Source organism: Nordella sp. HKS 07, from assembly GCF_011046735.1.
Taxonomy (GTDB): domain Bacteria; phylum Pseudomonadota; class Alphaproteobacteria; order Rhizobiales; family Aestuariivirgaceae; genus Taklimakanibacter.
In genome coordinates, this window is sequence record NZ_CP049258.1 from 322,829 (window position 1) to 338,932 (window position 16,104).

Annotated in this window: 11 protein-coding genes and 3 pseudogenes; 9 read left to right on the forward strand and 5 right to left on the reverse strand. The window is 59.0% G+C overall.

Annotation, left to right across the window (positions count from 1 at the left end; all coding sequences use genetic code 11):
• Positions 1-29 precede the first annotated feature (29 nt).
• Positions 30-401 carry a hypothetical protein gene (locus tag G5V57_RS01540; RefSeq protein ID WP_165165882.1) on the reverse strand — a complete coding sequence of 124 codons (372 nt, stop codon included), beginning with the start codon at positions 399-401 and terminating at the stop codon, positions 30-32.
• Between the two features lie 15 nt (positions 402-416).
• On the opposite strand from G5V57_RS01540, the gene G5V57_RS01545 reads away from it, so the two are divergent.
• The 5 genes and pseudogenes from G5V57_RS01545 (at position 417) to G5V57_RS01565 (ending at position 7,802) form a co-directional block, all read left to right on the forward strand.
• Positions 417-830 carry a hypothetical protein gene (locus G5V57_RS01545; RefSeq protein WP_165165883.1) on the forward strand — a complete coding sequence of 138 codons (414 nt, stop codon included), beginning with the start codon at positions 417-419 and terminating at the stop codon, positions 828-830.
• Between the two features lie 76 nt (positions 831-906).
• Entirely contained in the window at positions 907-2,760 is a 1,854-nt protein-coding gene (locus G5V57_RS01550) for an FAD-dependent oxidoreductase (RefSeq protein ID WP_165165884.1), read from the forward strand.
• Positions 2,748-4,594 (forward strand): annotated as a pseudogene (locus G5V57_RS01555) (2-oxoacid:acceptor oxidoreductase subunit alpha). Before G5V57_RS01550 ends, G5V57_RS01555 begins: the two are co-directional and overlap by 13 nt.
• Positions 4,591-5,646 (forward strand): 2-oxoacid:ferredoxin oxidoreductase subunit beta, encoded by a 1,056-nt coding sequence (locus G5V57_RS01560; protein ID WP_165165885.1) that lies wholly within the window; start codon positions 4,591-4,593, stop codon positions 5,644-5,646. Before G5V57_RS01555 ends, G5V57_RS01560 begins: the two are co-directional and overlap by 4 nt.
• A gap of 434 nt (positions 5,647-6,080) precedes the next feature.
• Positions 6,081-7,802 (forward strand): adenylate/guanylate cyclase domain-containing protein, encoded by a 1,722-nt coding sequence (locus tag G5V57_RS01565; protein ID WP_165165886.1) that lies wholly within the window; start codon positions 6,081-6,083, stop codon positions 7,800-7,802.
• Between the two features lie 157 nt (positions 7,803-7,959).
• Here G5V57_RS01565 and G5V57_RS01570 read toward each other — a convergent pair whose 3' ends face one another.
• Positions 7,960-8,913: a polysaccharide deacetylase gene (locus G5V57_RS01570; RefSeq protein WP_246737484.1), complete on the reverse strand. Its 954-nt coding sequence runs from the start codon at positions 8,911-8,913 to the stop codon at positions 7,960-7,962.
• 370 nt (positions 8,914-9,283) lie between these two features.
• On the opposite strand from G5V57_RS01570, the gene G5V57_RS35045 reads away from it, so the two are divergent.
• Positions 9,284-9,772, forward strand: coding sequence for a sulfotransferase domain-containing protein (locus G5V57_RS35045; RefSeq protein WP_165165887.1), 489 nt, complete (start codon positions 9,284-9,286; stop codon positions 9,770-9,772).
• A gap of 225 nt (positions 9,773-9,997) precedes the next feature.
• Here G5V57_RS35045 and G5V57_RS01580 read toward each other — a convergent pair whose 3' ends face one another.
• On the reverse strand, positions 9,998-10,486 hold the full coding sequence (locus G5V57_RS01580) for a hypothetical protein (RefSeq protein WP_165165888.1): 489 nt from the start codon (positions 10,484-10,486) through the stop codon (positions 9,998-10,000).
• A 162-nt stretch (positions 10,487-10,648) separates the two neighbouring features.
• Positions 10,649-11,119, reverse strand: a pseudogene (locus tag G5V57_RS01585) (DUF1214 domain-containing protein); the annotation flags it as partial.
• A 124-nt stretch (positions 11,120-11,243) separates the two neighbouring features.
• Between G5V57_RS01585 and G5V57_RS01590 the strand changes: the two are divergent.
• Entirely contained in the window at positions 11,244-12,992 is a 1,749-nt protein-coding gene (locus tag G5V57_RS01590; protein WP_246737485.1) for an adenylate/guanylate cyclase domain-containing protein, read from the forward strand.
• A 33-nt stretch (positions 12,993-13,025) separates the two neighbouring features.
• On the opposite strand, the pseudogene G5V57_RS01595 reads toward G5V57_RS01590, so the two are convergent.
• Positions 13,026-13,559, reverse strand: a pseudogene (locus G5V57_RS01595) (gamma-glutamylcyclotransferase); the annotation flags it as partial.
• Here G5V57_RS01595 and G5V57_RS01600 point away from each other — a divergent pair.
• Both G5V57_RS01600 and G5V57_RS01605 read left to right on the forward strand, forming a co-directional pair.
• On the forward strand, positions 13,509-13,865 hold the full coding sequence (locus tag G5V57_RS01600; protein WP_246737486.1) for a hypothetical protein: 357 nt from the start codon (positions 13,509-13,511) through the stop codon (positions 13,863-13,865). The pseudogene G5V57_RS01595 and the gene G5V57_RS01600 sit on opposite strands and share 51 nt — an antisense overlap.
• Before the next feature lie 452 nt (positions 13,866-14,317).
• Positions 14,318-16,063 carry an adenylate/guanylate cyclase domain-containing protein gene (locus tag G5V57_RS01605; protein ID WP_165165891.1) on the forward strand — a complete coding sequence of 582 codons (1,746 nt, stop codon included), beginning with the start codon at positions 14,318-14,320 and terminating at the stop codon, positions 16,061-16,063.
• Positions 16,064-16,104: the final 41 nt, after the last annotated feature.

The window sequence follows — 16,104 nt, forward strand, 5'->3', positions numbered from 1 at the left end:
ATTCACCATCACCTTCTCTTCAAGGAAGTTTACGTGGCGATATAATCATCCTTCGGATATCGGGTTTCGTCGCGGCCCAATTGAAGGATCGAAACGATAGACAAGGGACCGACGGGCATGAGCGTGAGCATCGTCCTCGCCCGCCGATCACCAACGGAGAGTTCGCGGGCCGCGCCATGGCTTGGGGGCTTCGCTACCATCGGCCGCGACAGGCGAGCGGGCACCTGTGGCATGCGCCGGGCTTGCGTTCCATGAGGCCGCACGCCGCCTGATGTGCCGAGCATATTGTCCACCAGCATCATGATGACCGCGACGATCGCCTCCAGGCTCCGCCCGATCTGTGCTGTCCATTGCCCGACCAAGTGGCGGAGCGTCCCTGGTTCGCCAGCGTTCTTGCTCATCTCGGAGATTCCTTTGTGGGTTTGAAGCGAACCGCGCCGGGTCATGAATATTTACGTGGCGAATATTCGGGAAAGGATTTGTTCGGCGACGCGTGCCCGCCACAATCCAAAGATCGGAGACACATTCCGGACCCTGACATTTCCAAACACCACGACCCGGCCCACAACTGCAAGAGGAAAATGCCGGAAATTACTTCTCGTGAAGAAACAGGCAGACCGGTCTTTGCTGCAGAATTTGGTCGCTATCGGGGCATAGCTGACATCGCCGGAATTGTTGCTGGCGCGACCACGGCCGCGAATGACCCACACCGGACAAAGAAAACCCGCAACCAGGCAATCGGCAAATGTTGCCGCGCGTCTCTGTTGGTCAGAGCGCGTACTCCCTGGTCTTCTGAAGACCGCCTTGAGGTTGCGAAAACGGCTTTCTAGCGGGTCGAAATTACCTTAACTTGCAAAAAGTTCTCAACGGCTTACAATTGCATGATAAAACGGCGGCGAGACGGCGATGGAGATTGCGCAAGACGCTGAAACAGCACCGTCCGATGCGGCGAAGGCCAAGTCCGGACGGCCGCCAACCGATATTTCGAATCCGGACTATTTCCACAAGGTCGTCGATTGCCAATGGGCCTGCCCGGCGCATACGCCGGTGCCCGAATATATTCGCCTTATCGCCGCCGGCCGCTACAGCGATGCCTATCTCGTAAATTGGTATTCGAACGTGTTCCCCGGCATTCTGGGGCGCACCTGTGACCGGCCCTGCGAGCCGGCCTGCCGGCGCGGAAGGGTTGAGGCGGAGCCGGTTGCGATTTGCCGACTGAAGCGCGTAGCGGCCGACAACAAGGGTGATGTCCGTACTGTACTGCCCAAGGCTCCGCGCCAGAAGAACGGAAAGCGCATCGCATTGGTGGGAGCCGGGCCCGCGTCGCTGACCGTCGCCCGTGATCTCGCTCCGCTTGGTTACGAGCTCATCGTTTACGACGGCGAGCAGAAGACGGGCGGCATGATCCGCAGCCAAATTCCCCGCTTTCGCCTGCCTGAGGAGGTGATCGACGAGGAAGTTGGCTACATCGTCGATATGGGCCATATCGAAATACGCACCGGCGAACCGGTGAGCAGCATGCGGACTCTGCTTTCGCAAGGCTTCGACGCGATTTTCGTGGGGAGTGGCGCGCCACGCGGCCGCGATCTCGATATTCCGGGCCGCCGCGAGGCAGCGGAGCACATCCATATTGGCATCGACTGGCTTGCCAATGTCTCATTCGGCCATAGCGAGCGGATCGGGAGCCGCGTGGTGGTTCTCGGCGGTGGTAACACCGCGATGGATTGCTGTCGTACCGCCAGGCGGGTAGGCGGCGAAGACGTCAAGGTGGTGGTGCGCTCGGGCTTCGAGGAGATGAAGGCTTCACCCTGGGAGAAGGAGGATGCTACCCACGAGGGCATCCCCATCCTCAACTATCACGTGCCCAAGGCCTTCACCCACGACGGTGGCCGCCTCACCGGCGTCCTCTTCGAAAAAGTTGCTGCGCAATGGGGACTGAACGGCGAGCGGCAGCTTGTCGCAACGGGCGAGCCCGATGTCCACATCGAATGTGACGATGTGCTGGTCGCCATCGGCCAGGAGAATGCGTTTCCGTGGATCGAGCGTGATGTGGGTCTCGAATTCGACCGTGCCGGCCTGCCGCGCCTCAACTCCAAGACCATGCAGTCGAGCCTCCCCAACGTCTTCTTCGGCGGCGATGCGGCCTTCGGCCCCAAGAACATCATTTGGGCCGTCGCCCATGGCCATGACGCGGCGATCTCCATCGATCGATACTGTCAGGGCATGCCGCTGACCGAACGCCCGCCCCCCATGGTCAATCTCGTCTCGCAGAAGATGGGCATCCACGAATGGAGCTACGACAACGAGATCTCCCTCGACCGGCGCTACAAGGTGCCGCTGCGCGACCAGAAGGTGACACTCTCAGACCTCAAGGCGGAGGTCGAACTCGGCTTCGATCGCGCCCGCGCGCTTGCCGAGACCCAGCGCTGCCTCAATTGCGATGTGCAGACGGTCTTCTCCCGCGAGCTCTGCATCGAATGCGATGAATGCGTCGACATCTGCCCGGTCGACTGCATCAACTTCACCGAAAATGGGCCGGAGATGGAGCTGCGCTCGCGCCTGCGTGTGCCGGCAACGAACTTGAATCAGGACCTTTATGTTTCGGACACCCTGAAGACCCACCGCGTCATGGTGAAGGACGAGGACCTGTGTCTCCATTGCGGATTGTGCGCCGAGCGCTGCCCGACCGGCGCCTGGGACATGCAGCGATTCCTGCTCGACATGCGGCTTGCTTATGAGAATGGCGGGTGTCGATCGTGAAGCTCACCGCTACCAACGATTTCGTCGCAAAGTTCGCCAATGTAAATGGCTCGGGTTCAGCTTCCGCCAACCGCCTCTTTGCCCGCTCGATCCTACGCATGGGCGTGCCGGTCGCTTCGCGTAATATCTTTCCCTCCAATATCCAGGGGCTGCCGACATGGTATGAAGTGAGGGTGACCGAGGCCGGCTACCGCGGTCGGCGCGGCGGCAGCATCGACCTCATGGTGGCGATGAATCCTCAGACCTGGGACCAGGATATGAGGGAGATCGAACGGGGGGCTACCTCTTCTACGATTCTACACGGGTGATCCCGGCGAGCAAGTTCCGTCACGACATCAACGTTATCGGCATGCCTCTCACTGCGATCTGCAACGAGCACTATTCCGACCCGCGCCAGCGCCAGCTCTTCAAAAACATCATCTATGTCGGAGCACTTGCCGAGCTTCTCGGCATCGATATCGCCGAGACCGAGCACCTCATTGCCGAGCAGTTCAAGGGCAAGGACAAGCTAATCCCTGCCAATCTCGAGGCCTTACATATGGGCCACGACCACGCCGCTGCCCATCTTGTGGGAGCGTCCGGCCTCAAGGTGAAGCGCGCCAATGCCGTGGGCAACCGCATCATCATCGACGGCAATGATGCCGCGGCGCTGGGCGCGGTCTATGGGGGGGCAACCGTCGCCGCCTGGTATCCGATCACACCGTCAACCGCGCTCGCGGAAGCCTTCGCGAAGTATTGCAGGCGCTACCGCGTCGAACCCGAGACCGGCCTCAGCCGCTGCGCCGTCGTGCAGGCCGAAGACGAGATCGCCGCCATCGGCATGGTCATCGGTGCTTCATGGAATGGTGCTCGAGCATTCACCGCGACGTCGGGACCCGGCATATCGTTGATGCAGGAATTCTTCGGCCTTGCGTATTTCGCGGAAGTGCCGGCAGTCATCTTCGATGTCCAGCGCGGTGGACCCTCAACGGGCCTTCCGACACGCACCCAGCAGTCGGACATTCTGCTCACTGCCTATGCTTCCCACGGCGACACGAAGCATGTTTTGCTCTTCCCGGAAGATCCGAAAGAGTGCTTCGAATTTGCAAGCCTCGCCTTCGATCTAGCCGACCGGCTCCAGACGCCGGTGTTCGTCATGCTCGACCTCGATATCGGGATGAATGAATGGCTGTGCGAGCCACTGGCTTGGGACGATCGGCGCCGTATGGATCGTGGCAAAGTGTTGAGGGCAGAAGAACTCGAAGCGAGTCGCGATTTCGGTCGCTATTTTGACGTCGACGGCGACGGCATTCCTATGCGGACCTATCCGGGCGCCCATCCGGCGAAAGGCGCCTTCTTCACCCGCGGCACCTCGCACGATCGCTACGCCCGCTACAGCGAGGAGCCCTCGGTCTACACGGATAACATGCAGCGCCTGGCACGCAAGTTCGAAACCGCAAAGTCACTAGTTCCGAAACCCGTCATGCGACCCGCTGGCCAGCCCGCATCAATGGGCGCGATCTTTTTCGGATCGACGTCAGCAGCTATGGAAGAAGCGATCGCCGCGCTTGAAGCAAGGGGCATCTATTTAGACCACATGCGGTTGCGCGCCTTTCCTTTCTCGGAGGAGGTGACCGACTTTATCCTCTCGCACGATCAGGTCTTCGTCATTGAGCAGAATCGCGACGCCCAGATGCGGGCGCTACTGAGTAACGAATGCGCCCTCGATCCCGCGCGCCTTATTCCTGTTACTCACTATAGCGGCGTGCCCATCACCGCGCGTTACATCACAGAGGAGATTGCCCGGCATTTCGTTGTCCGTGCCGGCGAACATCAACAGAAAGCGGCGGAATGACTTACCTCGCCAAACCCAGGCTCCAGCATCCCAAGCTTTCGCAAAATGAGCTGGGACTAACCCACCGCGACTATGAAGGTGCGGTCTCGACACTGTGTGCGGGTTGTGGTCATGATTCGATCTCGGCCGCCATCATCCAGGCCTGTTTCGAGCTATCGATCCCGCCACACCGCGTCGCCAAGCTCTCAGGCATCGGCTGCTCCTCAAAGACTCCCAACTACTTCCTTGGTGCGAGCCACGGTTTCAACAGCGTGCATGGCCGCATGCCATCGGTGCTGACCGGCGCTGCGCTCGCCAATCGCGACCTCATCTATCTTGGCGTCTCCGGCGACGGCGACTCGGCTTCGATCGGCCTCGGCCAGTTCGCCCATTGCCTGAGGCGCGGCGTCAACATGACCTATATCGTCGAGAACAACGGCGTTTACGGCCTGACCAAAGGCCAGTTCTCGGCGACCGCCGACAGGGAATCGAAATCGAAGAGAGGCGCTGCCAACCGCGACTCGCCGATCGATCTCGTGAGCCTCGCGATCCTGCTCGGCGCAACCTTTGTCGGCCGCAGCTTCTCCGGCGATAAGGCGCAGCTTGTTCCCCTGATCAAGGCGGCGATCGAGCATAAAGGCGCCGCGTTCATCGACAGCATCAGCCCTTGCGTCGCTTTCAACAATCATCCCGAGTCGACCAAGAGCTACGATTATGTGCGAGCTCACAACGAGGCCATGAACTTCCTCGACGTGATCGAAGGCCGGGAGCCGGTTGTGGCCGATTACGCGCCGGGCTCGGTCGTGATCATCCGCCAGCATGAAGGCTCCTATCTCAGACTGCGCAAGATCGAGAGCGGCTATGATCCCACCGACAAGCGTGCGGCCCGCACGCTGCTTCAGGAGCATGAAGCGAAGGGCGAAATCGTAACGGGGCTTCTTTATCTCGATCCTGAGGCGCAGGATCTGCACGAGCGCTACGGCACCGTCATCAAGCCCCTCAACGCACTGATCGATGGCGATCTTTGCCCCGGTTCGGACGTCCTCGAGCGCATCAATGCGTCGCTGAGATGATAACCCCTTAGATTCGCTGGCCATTCACCGCAAGGCTTCTAACCGGCATTCGGTGGCAGACGCACAAATCAGATATGGCGGTGCGCGCTTGATTTGGCGATGCTGAAAGAACCATTCTTCACGAAAGAGTGGCGCCCGAGTGAGATCGAACTCGTACAGTGAAGCAGTGCCCTGACGCGCGGCGCTAGCACCAATATTGCTGCCCATCGCCCGTCGCATCCTTTTGCTTCGAGCGATGTCTGCTGATGGCCCATCGCGTCATTTCGCTGCGCTGCGGAATTTGGCCGCTATCGGGGAATAGCGGACATGGCGAGACATGCTGCTGGCTCGATCCGGTCGCGAACGACCCGTAGCGGCCATGAGTCACGATAGACTCGCCACCGTGGCGTCTATACAATCGATTCCACTGCGGTCTCTGAAATCAGTCGCGCCATATGGTCGAAGAACGCACTCAGCGCCGTCTTGCCGCAATCCTCGCTGCCGACGTGGTCGGTTTCAGCCGGCTGATGGGAGCCGATGAGTCCGGCGCCATGGCCGCGCTCAAGGTCCGGCGCAAAGACGTATTGGACCCACTGGTCGCCAAGCATCAGGGGCGCATCTTCAAAACCACCGGGGATGGCGTGCTGATCGAGTTCGCCAGCGCTGTCAATGCCGTGCAATGCGCCGTCGAGCTACAACAGGGGATGGCTATTGCCAATAGCGGTAAACCCGAGGATTACCACATCGTCCTGCGCATAGGCGTAAATCTTGGCGACGTAATTGTCGAAGGCAGCGACCTCTATGGCGACGGTATTAACATCGCGGCGCGATTGGAATCCGTCGCCGAGCCGGGCGGTATTTTGGTCTCAAGCGCAGTCCATGACCATGTCGGGACCAAGATCAAGGTCGGCTTCAAGGATATGGGCGTGCAGACGTTGAAAAACATCGCCCAGCCGGTGCGCGCCTATCGCGTCACTAACACTCCGACAATCGAAGTCGCGGCACCGAAGTCTGTACCAGATAAACTCTCGATTGCCGTGCTGCCGTTCACCAACATGTCGGGCGATCCAGAGCAGCAGTATTTTAGCGATGGCATCACCGAGGACATCATTACTGAGCTGGCGCGCGATCGCTCACTGCTCGTCATTGCGCGTAACGCCTGTTTCCAATTTCGGGGCCCTGCAGCGGACATCGCTGCAGTACGACGAGCGCTCGGCGTGCGATACATCGTCGAAGGGAGCGTGCGCAGGACGGGAGATCGCATTCGGGTAACAGCACAGCTGATCGATGCTGTGAGTCAGAGCCATCTCTGGGCAGAGCGGTATGATCGCAATATTCAGGATATTTTCACCGTCCAGGACGAAGTGACCCGCGCGATTGTGGCAACGTTGCTTGGCCGCCTCTTAACCATCGGGGCCGAGTATTCCCGTCACAAGCCGACCAAGGATTGGGTCGCCTACGACTACTTCCTGCAGGGACGGAACTGTGACTATCACTACGATCTCAAACAATCTGTCGAATTGTTCCGGCGCGCCACTGAGCTCGATCCCGACTTCGCCCAGGCTCATGCCTGGTTGGCCAGTCAGTTGTGCTTCCGCTATTTGCTCGACGAAAGCCCGGAGACGATCGAGGAGGCGGCAGTACACGCTCAGAGAGCGTTGGCACTCAATGAGAATGATGCATACGCGCACAACAGCATGGGATGGGCTGCCCTTCGGAGGAGGGAATTCGATCTCGCCGGCCAACACTTCGATCAGGCTGTCAACCTCAGCCCGCATGACGTGAGCATGGCAGTGGATTGGGCCAACTGGCTGATGTATGTGAACAGATTGGATGATGCACTGGGTTATCTGGGTGATCTCCTGCAGCGCGATTCCTATCCTCCGACCTACATCTGGGAGGTGCGCGGTCAGACGCAGTACTTTCTGAGGCGCCACGAAGAGGCGATCGCCTCGCTCCGGCGGATGCACGGCAAGCACTTCTGGACGCCAATGTTTCGGGCCGCAGCGTTCGCTCAACTGGGGCAAGAAACAGAGGCGCGGCGCGAGCTGGGTGACTTTCTTGAGGCTAGGCCGAAAGCGTCGCTCGATTCTGTGGCAAAGAAACTGGGCTATGCCGACAAAGCGCTGGGCGATCACCTGCTTGATGGACTGCGCAAAGCGGGGCTTCCGGAGTAGCCTCAGCTCCGCGGTCGCTGTGGTCCGGTTGTGGCCCTAAGACGACATCCCAGCTAGCAAATGCGATGCCCGGTTCTGAGGGGAAAGCTGCCGTACAGCGGACATGGTCATGAAGTCCGAATCTGACCCGAAGCGGTCCGCGCCGCGACAACGCGGCCTATTCCGCGGCGTCCCGCAATTCGGGAATTGTGTCCTCGTAGTAGGGAATCCGGTCGATCCGCGGCTGCCAGGTTCCCTCGGCAATGCAGGCCTGGGCGTGCCGTGCGATCTCCTCCATAGGGGCGAACCAGATGCGCTTCTTCGTTAGCATGTCCTCGATCATGCGGGCCATGCGAACGCAGCGCGATAATCGGCCGGTCACGAATGGATGCCAGACGCCGATCCATAGGCCGCCGTGGTCATAGGCCGCTTCGAATTCAGCCCAATAGCAGGCGAAGGCCTCGTCGGGAGACTTCACGGGCATCCGATAGTCGATGTCGAAGGAGTGGACGAAGTGCGGCCAATCGTCGAGCGCAACATGGGACGGCAGCTCCACGACGTCTCCGTTTTTCGTCCGCAGGACATAGGGCACATCGTCGCCCATCAGGCTGGCGTCGTAGACGAGGCCCTCCTCGGCCAGCAGCTCGGGCGAATATTGCGAGGCCTTGTAGACCGGTGCCCGCCAGCCGCGCGGACGCCTGCCCGTCATCTTGGCGATGACGTCGATTTGGCGTCGCAGCCAGTAGTGTTCGCGCTCGCGCGTCAGCTTGTTCGGCTCCTCATGTAGGTAGCCGTGGGCGGCAATCTCGTGTCCGTCCTTCAGGATCATCTCGACCAGGTGCGGGTAGCGCTCCATGCACCAGGCCGGATAGAAGAAGGTCTGCTTCAGGCTGTAGTGCCGGAACACCTCCAGGATGCGTGGCACCGCAATCTCGTCGTAGCGCAACCAAGAGAGGGCAGAGAGCATCTTCGGCGCCTGCTCGGGCTGTTCGAGATGCAGGAAGCTGTCGGTGTCGATGTCGAAGGTGATGGCGACGGCGCATCGTGCTCCATTCGGCCAGGGCAAGGGATTGGCGATCAGCGATTTCACGGCGGCGCGTTGCGATGGCTTGCGGGCGATTTTACGGACCATGGGGGGCGATCCTTCGGTGGCAAATCCGTGCCAATTATCCACGAGCGGAAAGAGTTAGCAATAGCGGCGGATGGCAGGCCCAGCCAAAGACAAGGCGTGGACGAGCCCCTGTTAGGATCCCTCGAAGGTGTGGAAATGGCCCTATAAGGCGACATCCCAGTTATCAATTGCCATGCCGGGTTTTGAGGGGAAAGCTGCCGTGCAGCGGACATAATCATGAAGTCCGAATCTGACCCATAGCGGACATAGTCCGTTCATCCCCAAGCGATCAATCTGCATCAATTTGCCTGGGTCTCGCTTCGTTTTGTACTTTGACGTAGCATTCCGTTGGGTTGACTCGGGCCACCGGCAAAAACAGGGACTGGGAGCGATGAATGGCGAGCGAGCCGTTGTTTTGGCATCTGCAACCGCGGACTACCGTGGAGATGTGATAACGCCCGAGCGTTGGTCCACATGGGAGCCGCGAAAAGGCGACATTGTGGTCTGTACTCCTCTTAAATGCGGCACAACGTGGACACAGACGATCCTTGCAATGCTCCTTCACGGCGGACGAAATATACCAGACCATGTTCACGCGATCTCGCCTTGGGTAGATGCGGCGCTCGGCGACGCGGAAGAGGTGGCGAGCGCCCTCGCGCGGCAACGCGGTCGCCGGGTGGTGAAAACCCATACACCGGCAGATGGCTTTCCCGTCTGGGACGGTGTGACGGTTGTCGCCGTATATCGTCATCCGCTCGACATGTTCTTTTCTCTCCGCAAACATGCCTTGAACAGGAAGAACGCTCCTGATCATCCCATGCAACGCACGAGTAGTCTACCCGGCGCAAGTCCTGATTATCTGTACAGGGGTGGATTTTAGCAAGCGCAAGAGACCGCTGGCGGACAAACTGAGAATTTATCTTCGCAATCCGCAAGCGAAGAAAGGGTCATCTCGCCTTTTTTCATGGGCACGATCTTGCCGGCAGTCTTCGGCTCGCAGAATGCTGCCCAGGTGTCCATAATGCTGACCGAGGCTGCTGACGGGGCACCCTCATGCGAGAAGCCACCAGCCGACGAATTTGCCATCCGACACTGGTTTCTTCGTTCACTGTCCAGGATTGATACCGTCGGTCAGAATGAAATTCAACGGGCCCTTCTTGATCGTGAGCGACTTGGAGTGCTTAGGCCTAGGTTTGTTGTTATTGCTGTTGTTGCCGCTGTTGTTGCTGTCGCCGTTGTTGTTGCTGTTGCCGTTGTTGTTGGCTGCTCCCGTGGAGTTCCAGCCAAAGGACCACTCAATGCCAGGAGTGGAAGCTGGCGGCGGCCCCTTTTTCGAAACCGTCTTCTGCCCCGATTTCTTCTTGGCGGTCCCCTTGGGAGGCTTGCTGCTTACGGCAGTGTCCTTCTTGAATTCAAATCGGAATTCAAAGAGCCCGTTCTGTTGGGCATAGGCGGGGGACAGAAAAGCGGGGGCGACTAGAAAAGCGGCTACCACAGACGCGCAGCTCCAGCATTTGAATGCCGGACGGAAGTGCCAAATCGCGCTATGGGTCATCGATCTGAATATGGTGAGATTTGCCAGATGCTTGAGCATGACAGTCTCCATTTCAAGACTTCGAAAACGGATAGATCATAAGGCGTGATGCTGGAGAGCGCTGTGGGCAAAGTCACAAGAGGAATGGCTCTGCGTTGCCTTGCAGAAATGGCGGGGAATAGCTCTCTTCGGGGCCGCCCGCCCCTCGTCCTAGTCCCCGCGCTACTCCACGACCAAGGCTGGCACCGCGTGGACACGTGTCACGGGCGGCAGGTTCCATTTGCCGGTAAGAGCGTCCGCCTTCGGGCTGTAGAGCCGCACGGTCAGGTTGAACCCGCTGGTCGGAGCTGGCAGCCAGTTGGCCTCCAAATCCTTTCCCGGGCTCTCGTTTTGGAAGTAGAGGTCGAGCGAGCCATCGGCATTGAACTTGAACGGCATCCAACTGCTAACGGCAAAGCGGTTGAGCTCGTTGGGTACCTGGAAGCCGTCGAGATCGTACAGCGTCACCGACTAAAATGCGTTCACCGGCGGGAGGCCGGCCTGCTCGAAGTGAAGTATGTACTTGTTGGCTCCCTTGAGTGGCTTGCTTGTCTCATCACCAAGGTTCAGGGGGTAGATCGCATCCTCCGGGAGGTTTGCGCCGAGCCCAATCTGAGCGACGATGGCCCGCTTCAGATACCGTTTATTGTACAGTCAATAACGATCTCGTAAGCCTTTGATCTGCCTCGGCCTGGCTCAGGGATTTTCGAGAGGGTTTTCTGTACACGTCAAAGTTTGTCCATTATCGTCACAAGAGGTGCTTGGAGGGCTCCCCCCAATGACCACCAACCGCCGCCTCGCCGCGATCATGGTAGCCGACGTCGTCGGCTACTCGCGATTGATGGAGGCTGACGAGACAGGGACGCTGGCGACGCTACGAGAGAGACGAAAGGCGGTACTGGAGCCCGTGGTCAAGGCGCATGGCGGTCGGATCGTCAAGGTCATGGGCGATGGGGTATTGGTTGAATTTGCGAGCGCCGTGAATGCGGTTCAGGGAGCGCTTGAACTCCAGAAGAAGATGGCAGAGGCAAATGAAGGGGTGGCCGAGGGGCGCCGCATTCTGTTGCGCATCGGCATCAATCTTGGCGATGTTATCGGCGAGGGTTCCGACATCTATGGCGATGGCGTCAATATCGCGGCGCGGCTGGAGCCACTGGCGGAGCCCGGTGGGGTAGTGATCTCGGGCGCCGTGCATGATCAAGTTCGCGGAAAAGTAGATGTTATTTTCGAAGATGCGGGTACGCAGCAACTCAAAAACATCGCCATGCCAGTTCGCGTTTCTCGGGTTCAGGCTGGCGCACAAAAGGTGCTGACCAAGCCTGCATTGGCACTTCCCGATAAGCCGTCGATCGTTGTATTGCCGTTTCAAAATATGAGTGGCGATCCTGAGCAGGAGTATTTCGCCGATGGCATGGTAGAGGAGATCATCACCGCACTCTCACGCTTTAAGGCACTATTCGTCATCGCCCGGAATTCGAGTTTCACCTACAAGGGTCGCGCCGTTGATGTGAAGCAGGTTGGGCAGGAACTCGGCGTGCAATACATGCTCGAAGGCAGCGTCCGTAAAGCCGGCAACCGAGTACGCATCACGGGACAGCTGGTTGATACTACGACAGGAGCGAACCTCTGGGGTGACCGCTTTGAAGGTGGCCTCGAAGATATATTTGAACTCCAGGACCAGGTCACCGCGAGCGTTGTCGGTGCCATTGCCCCGAAGCTTGAGCAGGCAGAGATGGCGCGGTCCAAGCGCAAGCCGACCGAAAATCTCGATGCTTACGACTACTATTTGCGCGGAATGGCGGCACTATTCAAATGGACGAAAGAGGCGAACCAAGAGGCACTTGATTGTTTCAATCGGGCCATCGAGAACGACCGAACGTTTGCGTCCGCCTATGGCATGGCAGCGCGCTGTATGGCTCAACGAAAAACCAGTGGCTGGATGATTGCGGAAAGCGAAATTTCCCAGACCGCTGAGCTGGTCAGCCGCGCAGCTGATCAGGGACGGGACGACGCGGTAGCGCTTTGCAGCGCGGGTTTTGCGCTAGGCTATGTCGTTGGCGATATTGAGGGCGGTAATGCGATGATCGATAAGGCGCTCGATCTAAATCCCAACCTGGCCTGGGCTTGGTATTTTGGTGCTTGGGCAAAGATCTGGCTCGGGCAATTGGAGACGGCCCTGGATCGGGCTGGTCGAGCATTGCGCTTGAGCCCTTATGACGCTCACAGTTTTAACATGAAGGGTGCCGTGTCCTATGCTCATTTTTTTGCTGGCCGTTACCCCGAGGCGCTATCATGGGCAGAAGCTGCGCTCCGGGATCGGCCCAATCATCCTGCCGCTTTGCGAGTGTTGGCAGCAACCCACGCCTTGATGGGAAGGAAAGAGCAAGCAGCGCAGGCGATCCAACGGATCCACGAAGTGGATCCCAATTTCAAGCTATCTAATCTGCGCTACATTATACCGGTTCGGCGACCCGAAGATATCGCCAGAATTGAGGCGGGTCTACGGGAGGCGGGGTTGCCGGAATGAGCGCCAACCGCCGGGTGACCGAGCCACCGGAAACTATGCGCTTATCCCTCGGCTGACGATAGGCGTTGGTATCTTGTATATCCGGGCAATCTCCTCAGCTACGAGCTGCTGCAGTCGCCAGAGATTAGGATCCCGTATCCCAAGCGCTTCGAGGTGCGAGACCGTGTTGTAAAGGTACTCCGCACACGATCCGCCGTGCCCGCAAGCTCTTGCAAGCACGAATGCGACCTTATCCAGCGGGAGCTTCAGCGAAATACCGTCGCCTTTTGGACCGGCCCAAAAGACAAGTGCCCGGAGCCTTCCTGCTTCAGTCTGCAGCTTAATCCAGCGCACCATGCCCACATCTTCTCGGGCCAGGATCTCACGGCGCACCATTCGTTTAAGCTCAGCCAAGCGGTTGTCATCCAACAACCGAAACGCCATACCACTACAGCGACCGCCTCGATCTAGCGCCATCATCAGGCCGGGTTGCTCGGGAGTGCCCCGCCAGTTGGTCAGTTCTATGCAGAATGACCGATGCCAGCCAATGGCCGTGGCGCGCCGAGCTTCGACGGGGTCAAAGGTCGGGAGCCGGTTGTGGCCGATTACGCGCCGGGCTCGGTCGTGATCATCCGCCAGCATGAAGGCTCCTATCTCAGACTGCGCAAGATCGAAAGCGGCTATGATCCCACCGACAAGCGTGCGGCCCGCACGCTGCTTCAGGAGCATGAAGCGAAGGGCGAAATCGTAACGGGGCTTCTTTATCTCGATCCTGAGGCGCAGGATCTGCACGAGCGCTACGGCACCGTCATCAAGCCCCTCAACGCACTGATCGATGGCGATCTTTGCCCCGGTTCGGACGTCCTCGAGCGCATCAATGCGTCGCTGAGATGATAACCCCTTAGATTCGCTGGCCATTCACCGCAAGGCTTCTAACCGGCGTTCGGTAACAGACGCACAAACTCAGATATGGCGGTGCGCGCTTGATTTGGCGATGCTGAAAGAACCATTCTTCACGAAAGAGTGGCGCCCGAGTGAGATCGAACTCGTACGGTGAAGCAGTGCCCTGACGCGCGGCGTTAGCACCAATATTGCTGCCCATCGCCCGTCGCATCCTTTTGCTTCGAGCGATGTCTACTGATGGCCCATCGCGTCATTTCGCTGCGCTGCGGAATTTGGCCACTATCGGGGAATAGCGGACATGGCTGGACTCGCTGCTGGCTCGGCCCGGTCGCGAATGACCCATAGCGGACCTAGACCCGGTCTAGCCGATCTAGACCCGCTCTAGGCCCGAACGTGATATTCCCTTATCATTGACTAGGCGTCGCTCTGCGTCCGGAGCCAGCATGGAGCGAAAACTCGCAGCAATTCTCGCCGCCGACGTTGTCGGCTACAGCCGGCTGATGGGCCAGGATGAGGCTGGCACGCTGCAAGCTCTAAAGGCCGTTCGAGCCGAGTTGATCGATCCCAGGATCGCCGAGCACAAGGGCCGCGTGTTCAAGGCGACCGGCGACGGCTTGCTTGCGGAGTTCCCGAGCGTAGTTAACGCAGTTGCATGCGCCATTGACATCCAGCGCGGGATGCATTCGCGCACCGCCGAACTGCCCGAGGACCGCGCGATTCGCTTGCGCATTGGAGTCCATGTTGGAGACGTAATAATCGAGGCCGACGACATCTTCGGCGACGGGGTAAACGTGGCGGCTAGGCTTGAGGGGATGGCACCTCCCGGCGGGGTCGTAGTGTCGGGGACGGTTCGCGACCACCTGGGTAATCGCCTTGACGCCCAGTTTCATGACATGGGCGAGCATACGCTCAAGAACATCGACCATCCGATACGGGTTTTCCAGGTACAACTCGATCGCGCACCCGCATTTCAACAACCTACCTTGGCCCTGCCCGACAAGCCATCGATCGCCGTCTTGCCATTCGACAACCTGAGCAGCGATCGCGACCAAGATTATTTCGCTGATGGCATAGTTGAAGAGATTATCACCGCCCTGACACGTATGCGTTGGTTGTTCGTCATCGCGCGGAACTCCAGTTTTGCTTACAAGGGCCGAGCCGTGGACGTAAAGCAGATCGGGCGCGAATTGGGCGTCCGTTACATCCTTGAGGGCAGCGTCCGCAAATCAGGCGACAAGGTTCGGATCACCGGGCAACTCATCGACACCTCTACCGGAGCGCACCTCTGGGCGGACCGGATTGAAGGGGGACTGGAGAACATCTTCGATTTTCAGGATCAGGTGACCACAAGTGTAATTGGCGCGATTTCTCCGAGATTGGAGGAGGCCGAGATCGAGAGGGCCAAGCGCAAGCCGACAGAGAACCTGGACGCCTATGACTACTATCTGCGCGGCTTGGCTGGTGTTCATCAATGGACCAGACAGAGTTGCGAAGAGGCACTGTCGAATTTCTACTGCGCTATCCATATTGATCCTAGTTTCGCGGCCGCTTATGGCATGGCAGCGCGGACCTTTGTTCTGCGAAAGGGGAGTGGATGGGTTGCGGATCGCGAGGCTGAAGTTGCCGAGGCGGTTCGATTGGCAAGGCGAGCAGCCCAGTTGGGCAAGGATGATGCCGTTGCGCTTAGCACTGCAGGGATCGCGTTTTCCTTCATGGTTGGTAACCACGAAGAGGGCAAAGTCCTCACGGATCGAGCTATAGAACTCAACCCCAACTCGGCATGGGCTTGGCTTTGGAGCGGTTGGATCCGAATGTGGCTTGGCGAGCCCGAGGCGGCCATCGATCGCGTGTCCCGCGCCCTGCGTTTGAACCCAACCGACCCTCACAGTTATAGTATGTACGGCGCCCTGGCGCATGCCCATTTCTTTGCCGGCCGATTTACAGAAGCTCTATCCTGGGCGGAAATGGCGGTGCGCGAGAAACCCGATTTTCTTCTCCCCGGCTGCATGGCAGCGGCCAGCAGTGCGCTAGCGGGGCGCATTGCAGACGCGAGGAGAGCCATGGGACGAGTGCATCAACTTGACCCCTCCCTCAATGCATCCAACCTACAGTTCCTTTTTCCTCTCAGGCGACCGGAAGACCTCGCCAGGCTGGCGGAGGGGCTGCGACTGGCTGGCCTGCCGGAATAAAGCGGGATGCCTCCGCACGCGTATTGATGACAAAACTGTCC

Coding starts and splice junctions, on each gene's coding strand:
- G5V57_RS01540 (WP_165165882.1), bottom strand. CDS start 401: ATGAGCAAGAACGCTGGCGAACCAGGGACGCTCCGCCACTTGGTCGGG.
- G5V57_RS01550 (WP_165165884.1), top strand. CDS start 907: ATGGAGATTGCGCAAGACGCTGAAACAGCACCGTCCGATGCGGCGAAG.
- G5V57_RS01560 (WP_165165885.1), top strand. CDS start 4,591: ATGACTTACCTCGCCAAACCCAGGCTCCAGCATCCCAAGCTTTCGCAA.
- G5V57_RS01565 (WP_165165886.1), top strand. CDS start 6,081: ATGGTCGAAGAACGCACTCAGCGCCGTCTTGCCGCAATCCTCGCTGCC.
- G5V57_RS01570 (WP_246737484.1), bottom strand. CDS start 8,913: ATGGTCCGTAAAATCGCCCGCAAGCCATCGCAACGCGCCGCCGTGAAA.
- G5V57_RS35045 (WP_165165887.1), top strand. CDS start 9,284: ATGAATGGCGAGCGAGCCGTTGTTTTGGCATCTGCAACCGCGGACTAC.
- G5V57_RS01580 (WP_165165888.1), bottom strand. CDS start 10,486: ATGCTCAAGCATCTGGCAAATCTCACCATATTCAGATCGATGACCCAT.
- G5V57_RS01590 (WP_246737485.1), top strand. CDS start 11,244: ATGACCACCAACCGCCGCCTCGCCGCGATCATGGTAGCCGACGTCGTC.
- G5V57_RS01600 (WP_246737486.1), top strand. CDS start 13,509: ATGCCAGCCAATGGCCGTGGCGCGCCGAGCTTCGACGGGGTCAAAGGT.
- G5V57_RS01605 (WP_165165891.1), top strand. CDS start 14,318: ATGGAGCGAAAACTCGCAGCAATTCTCGCCGCCGACGTTGTCGGCTAC.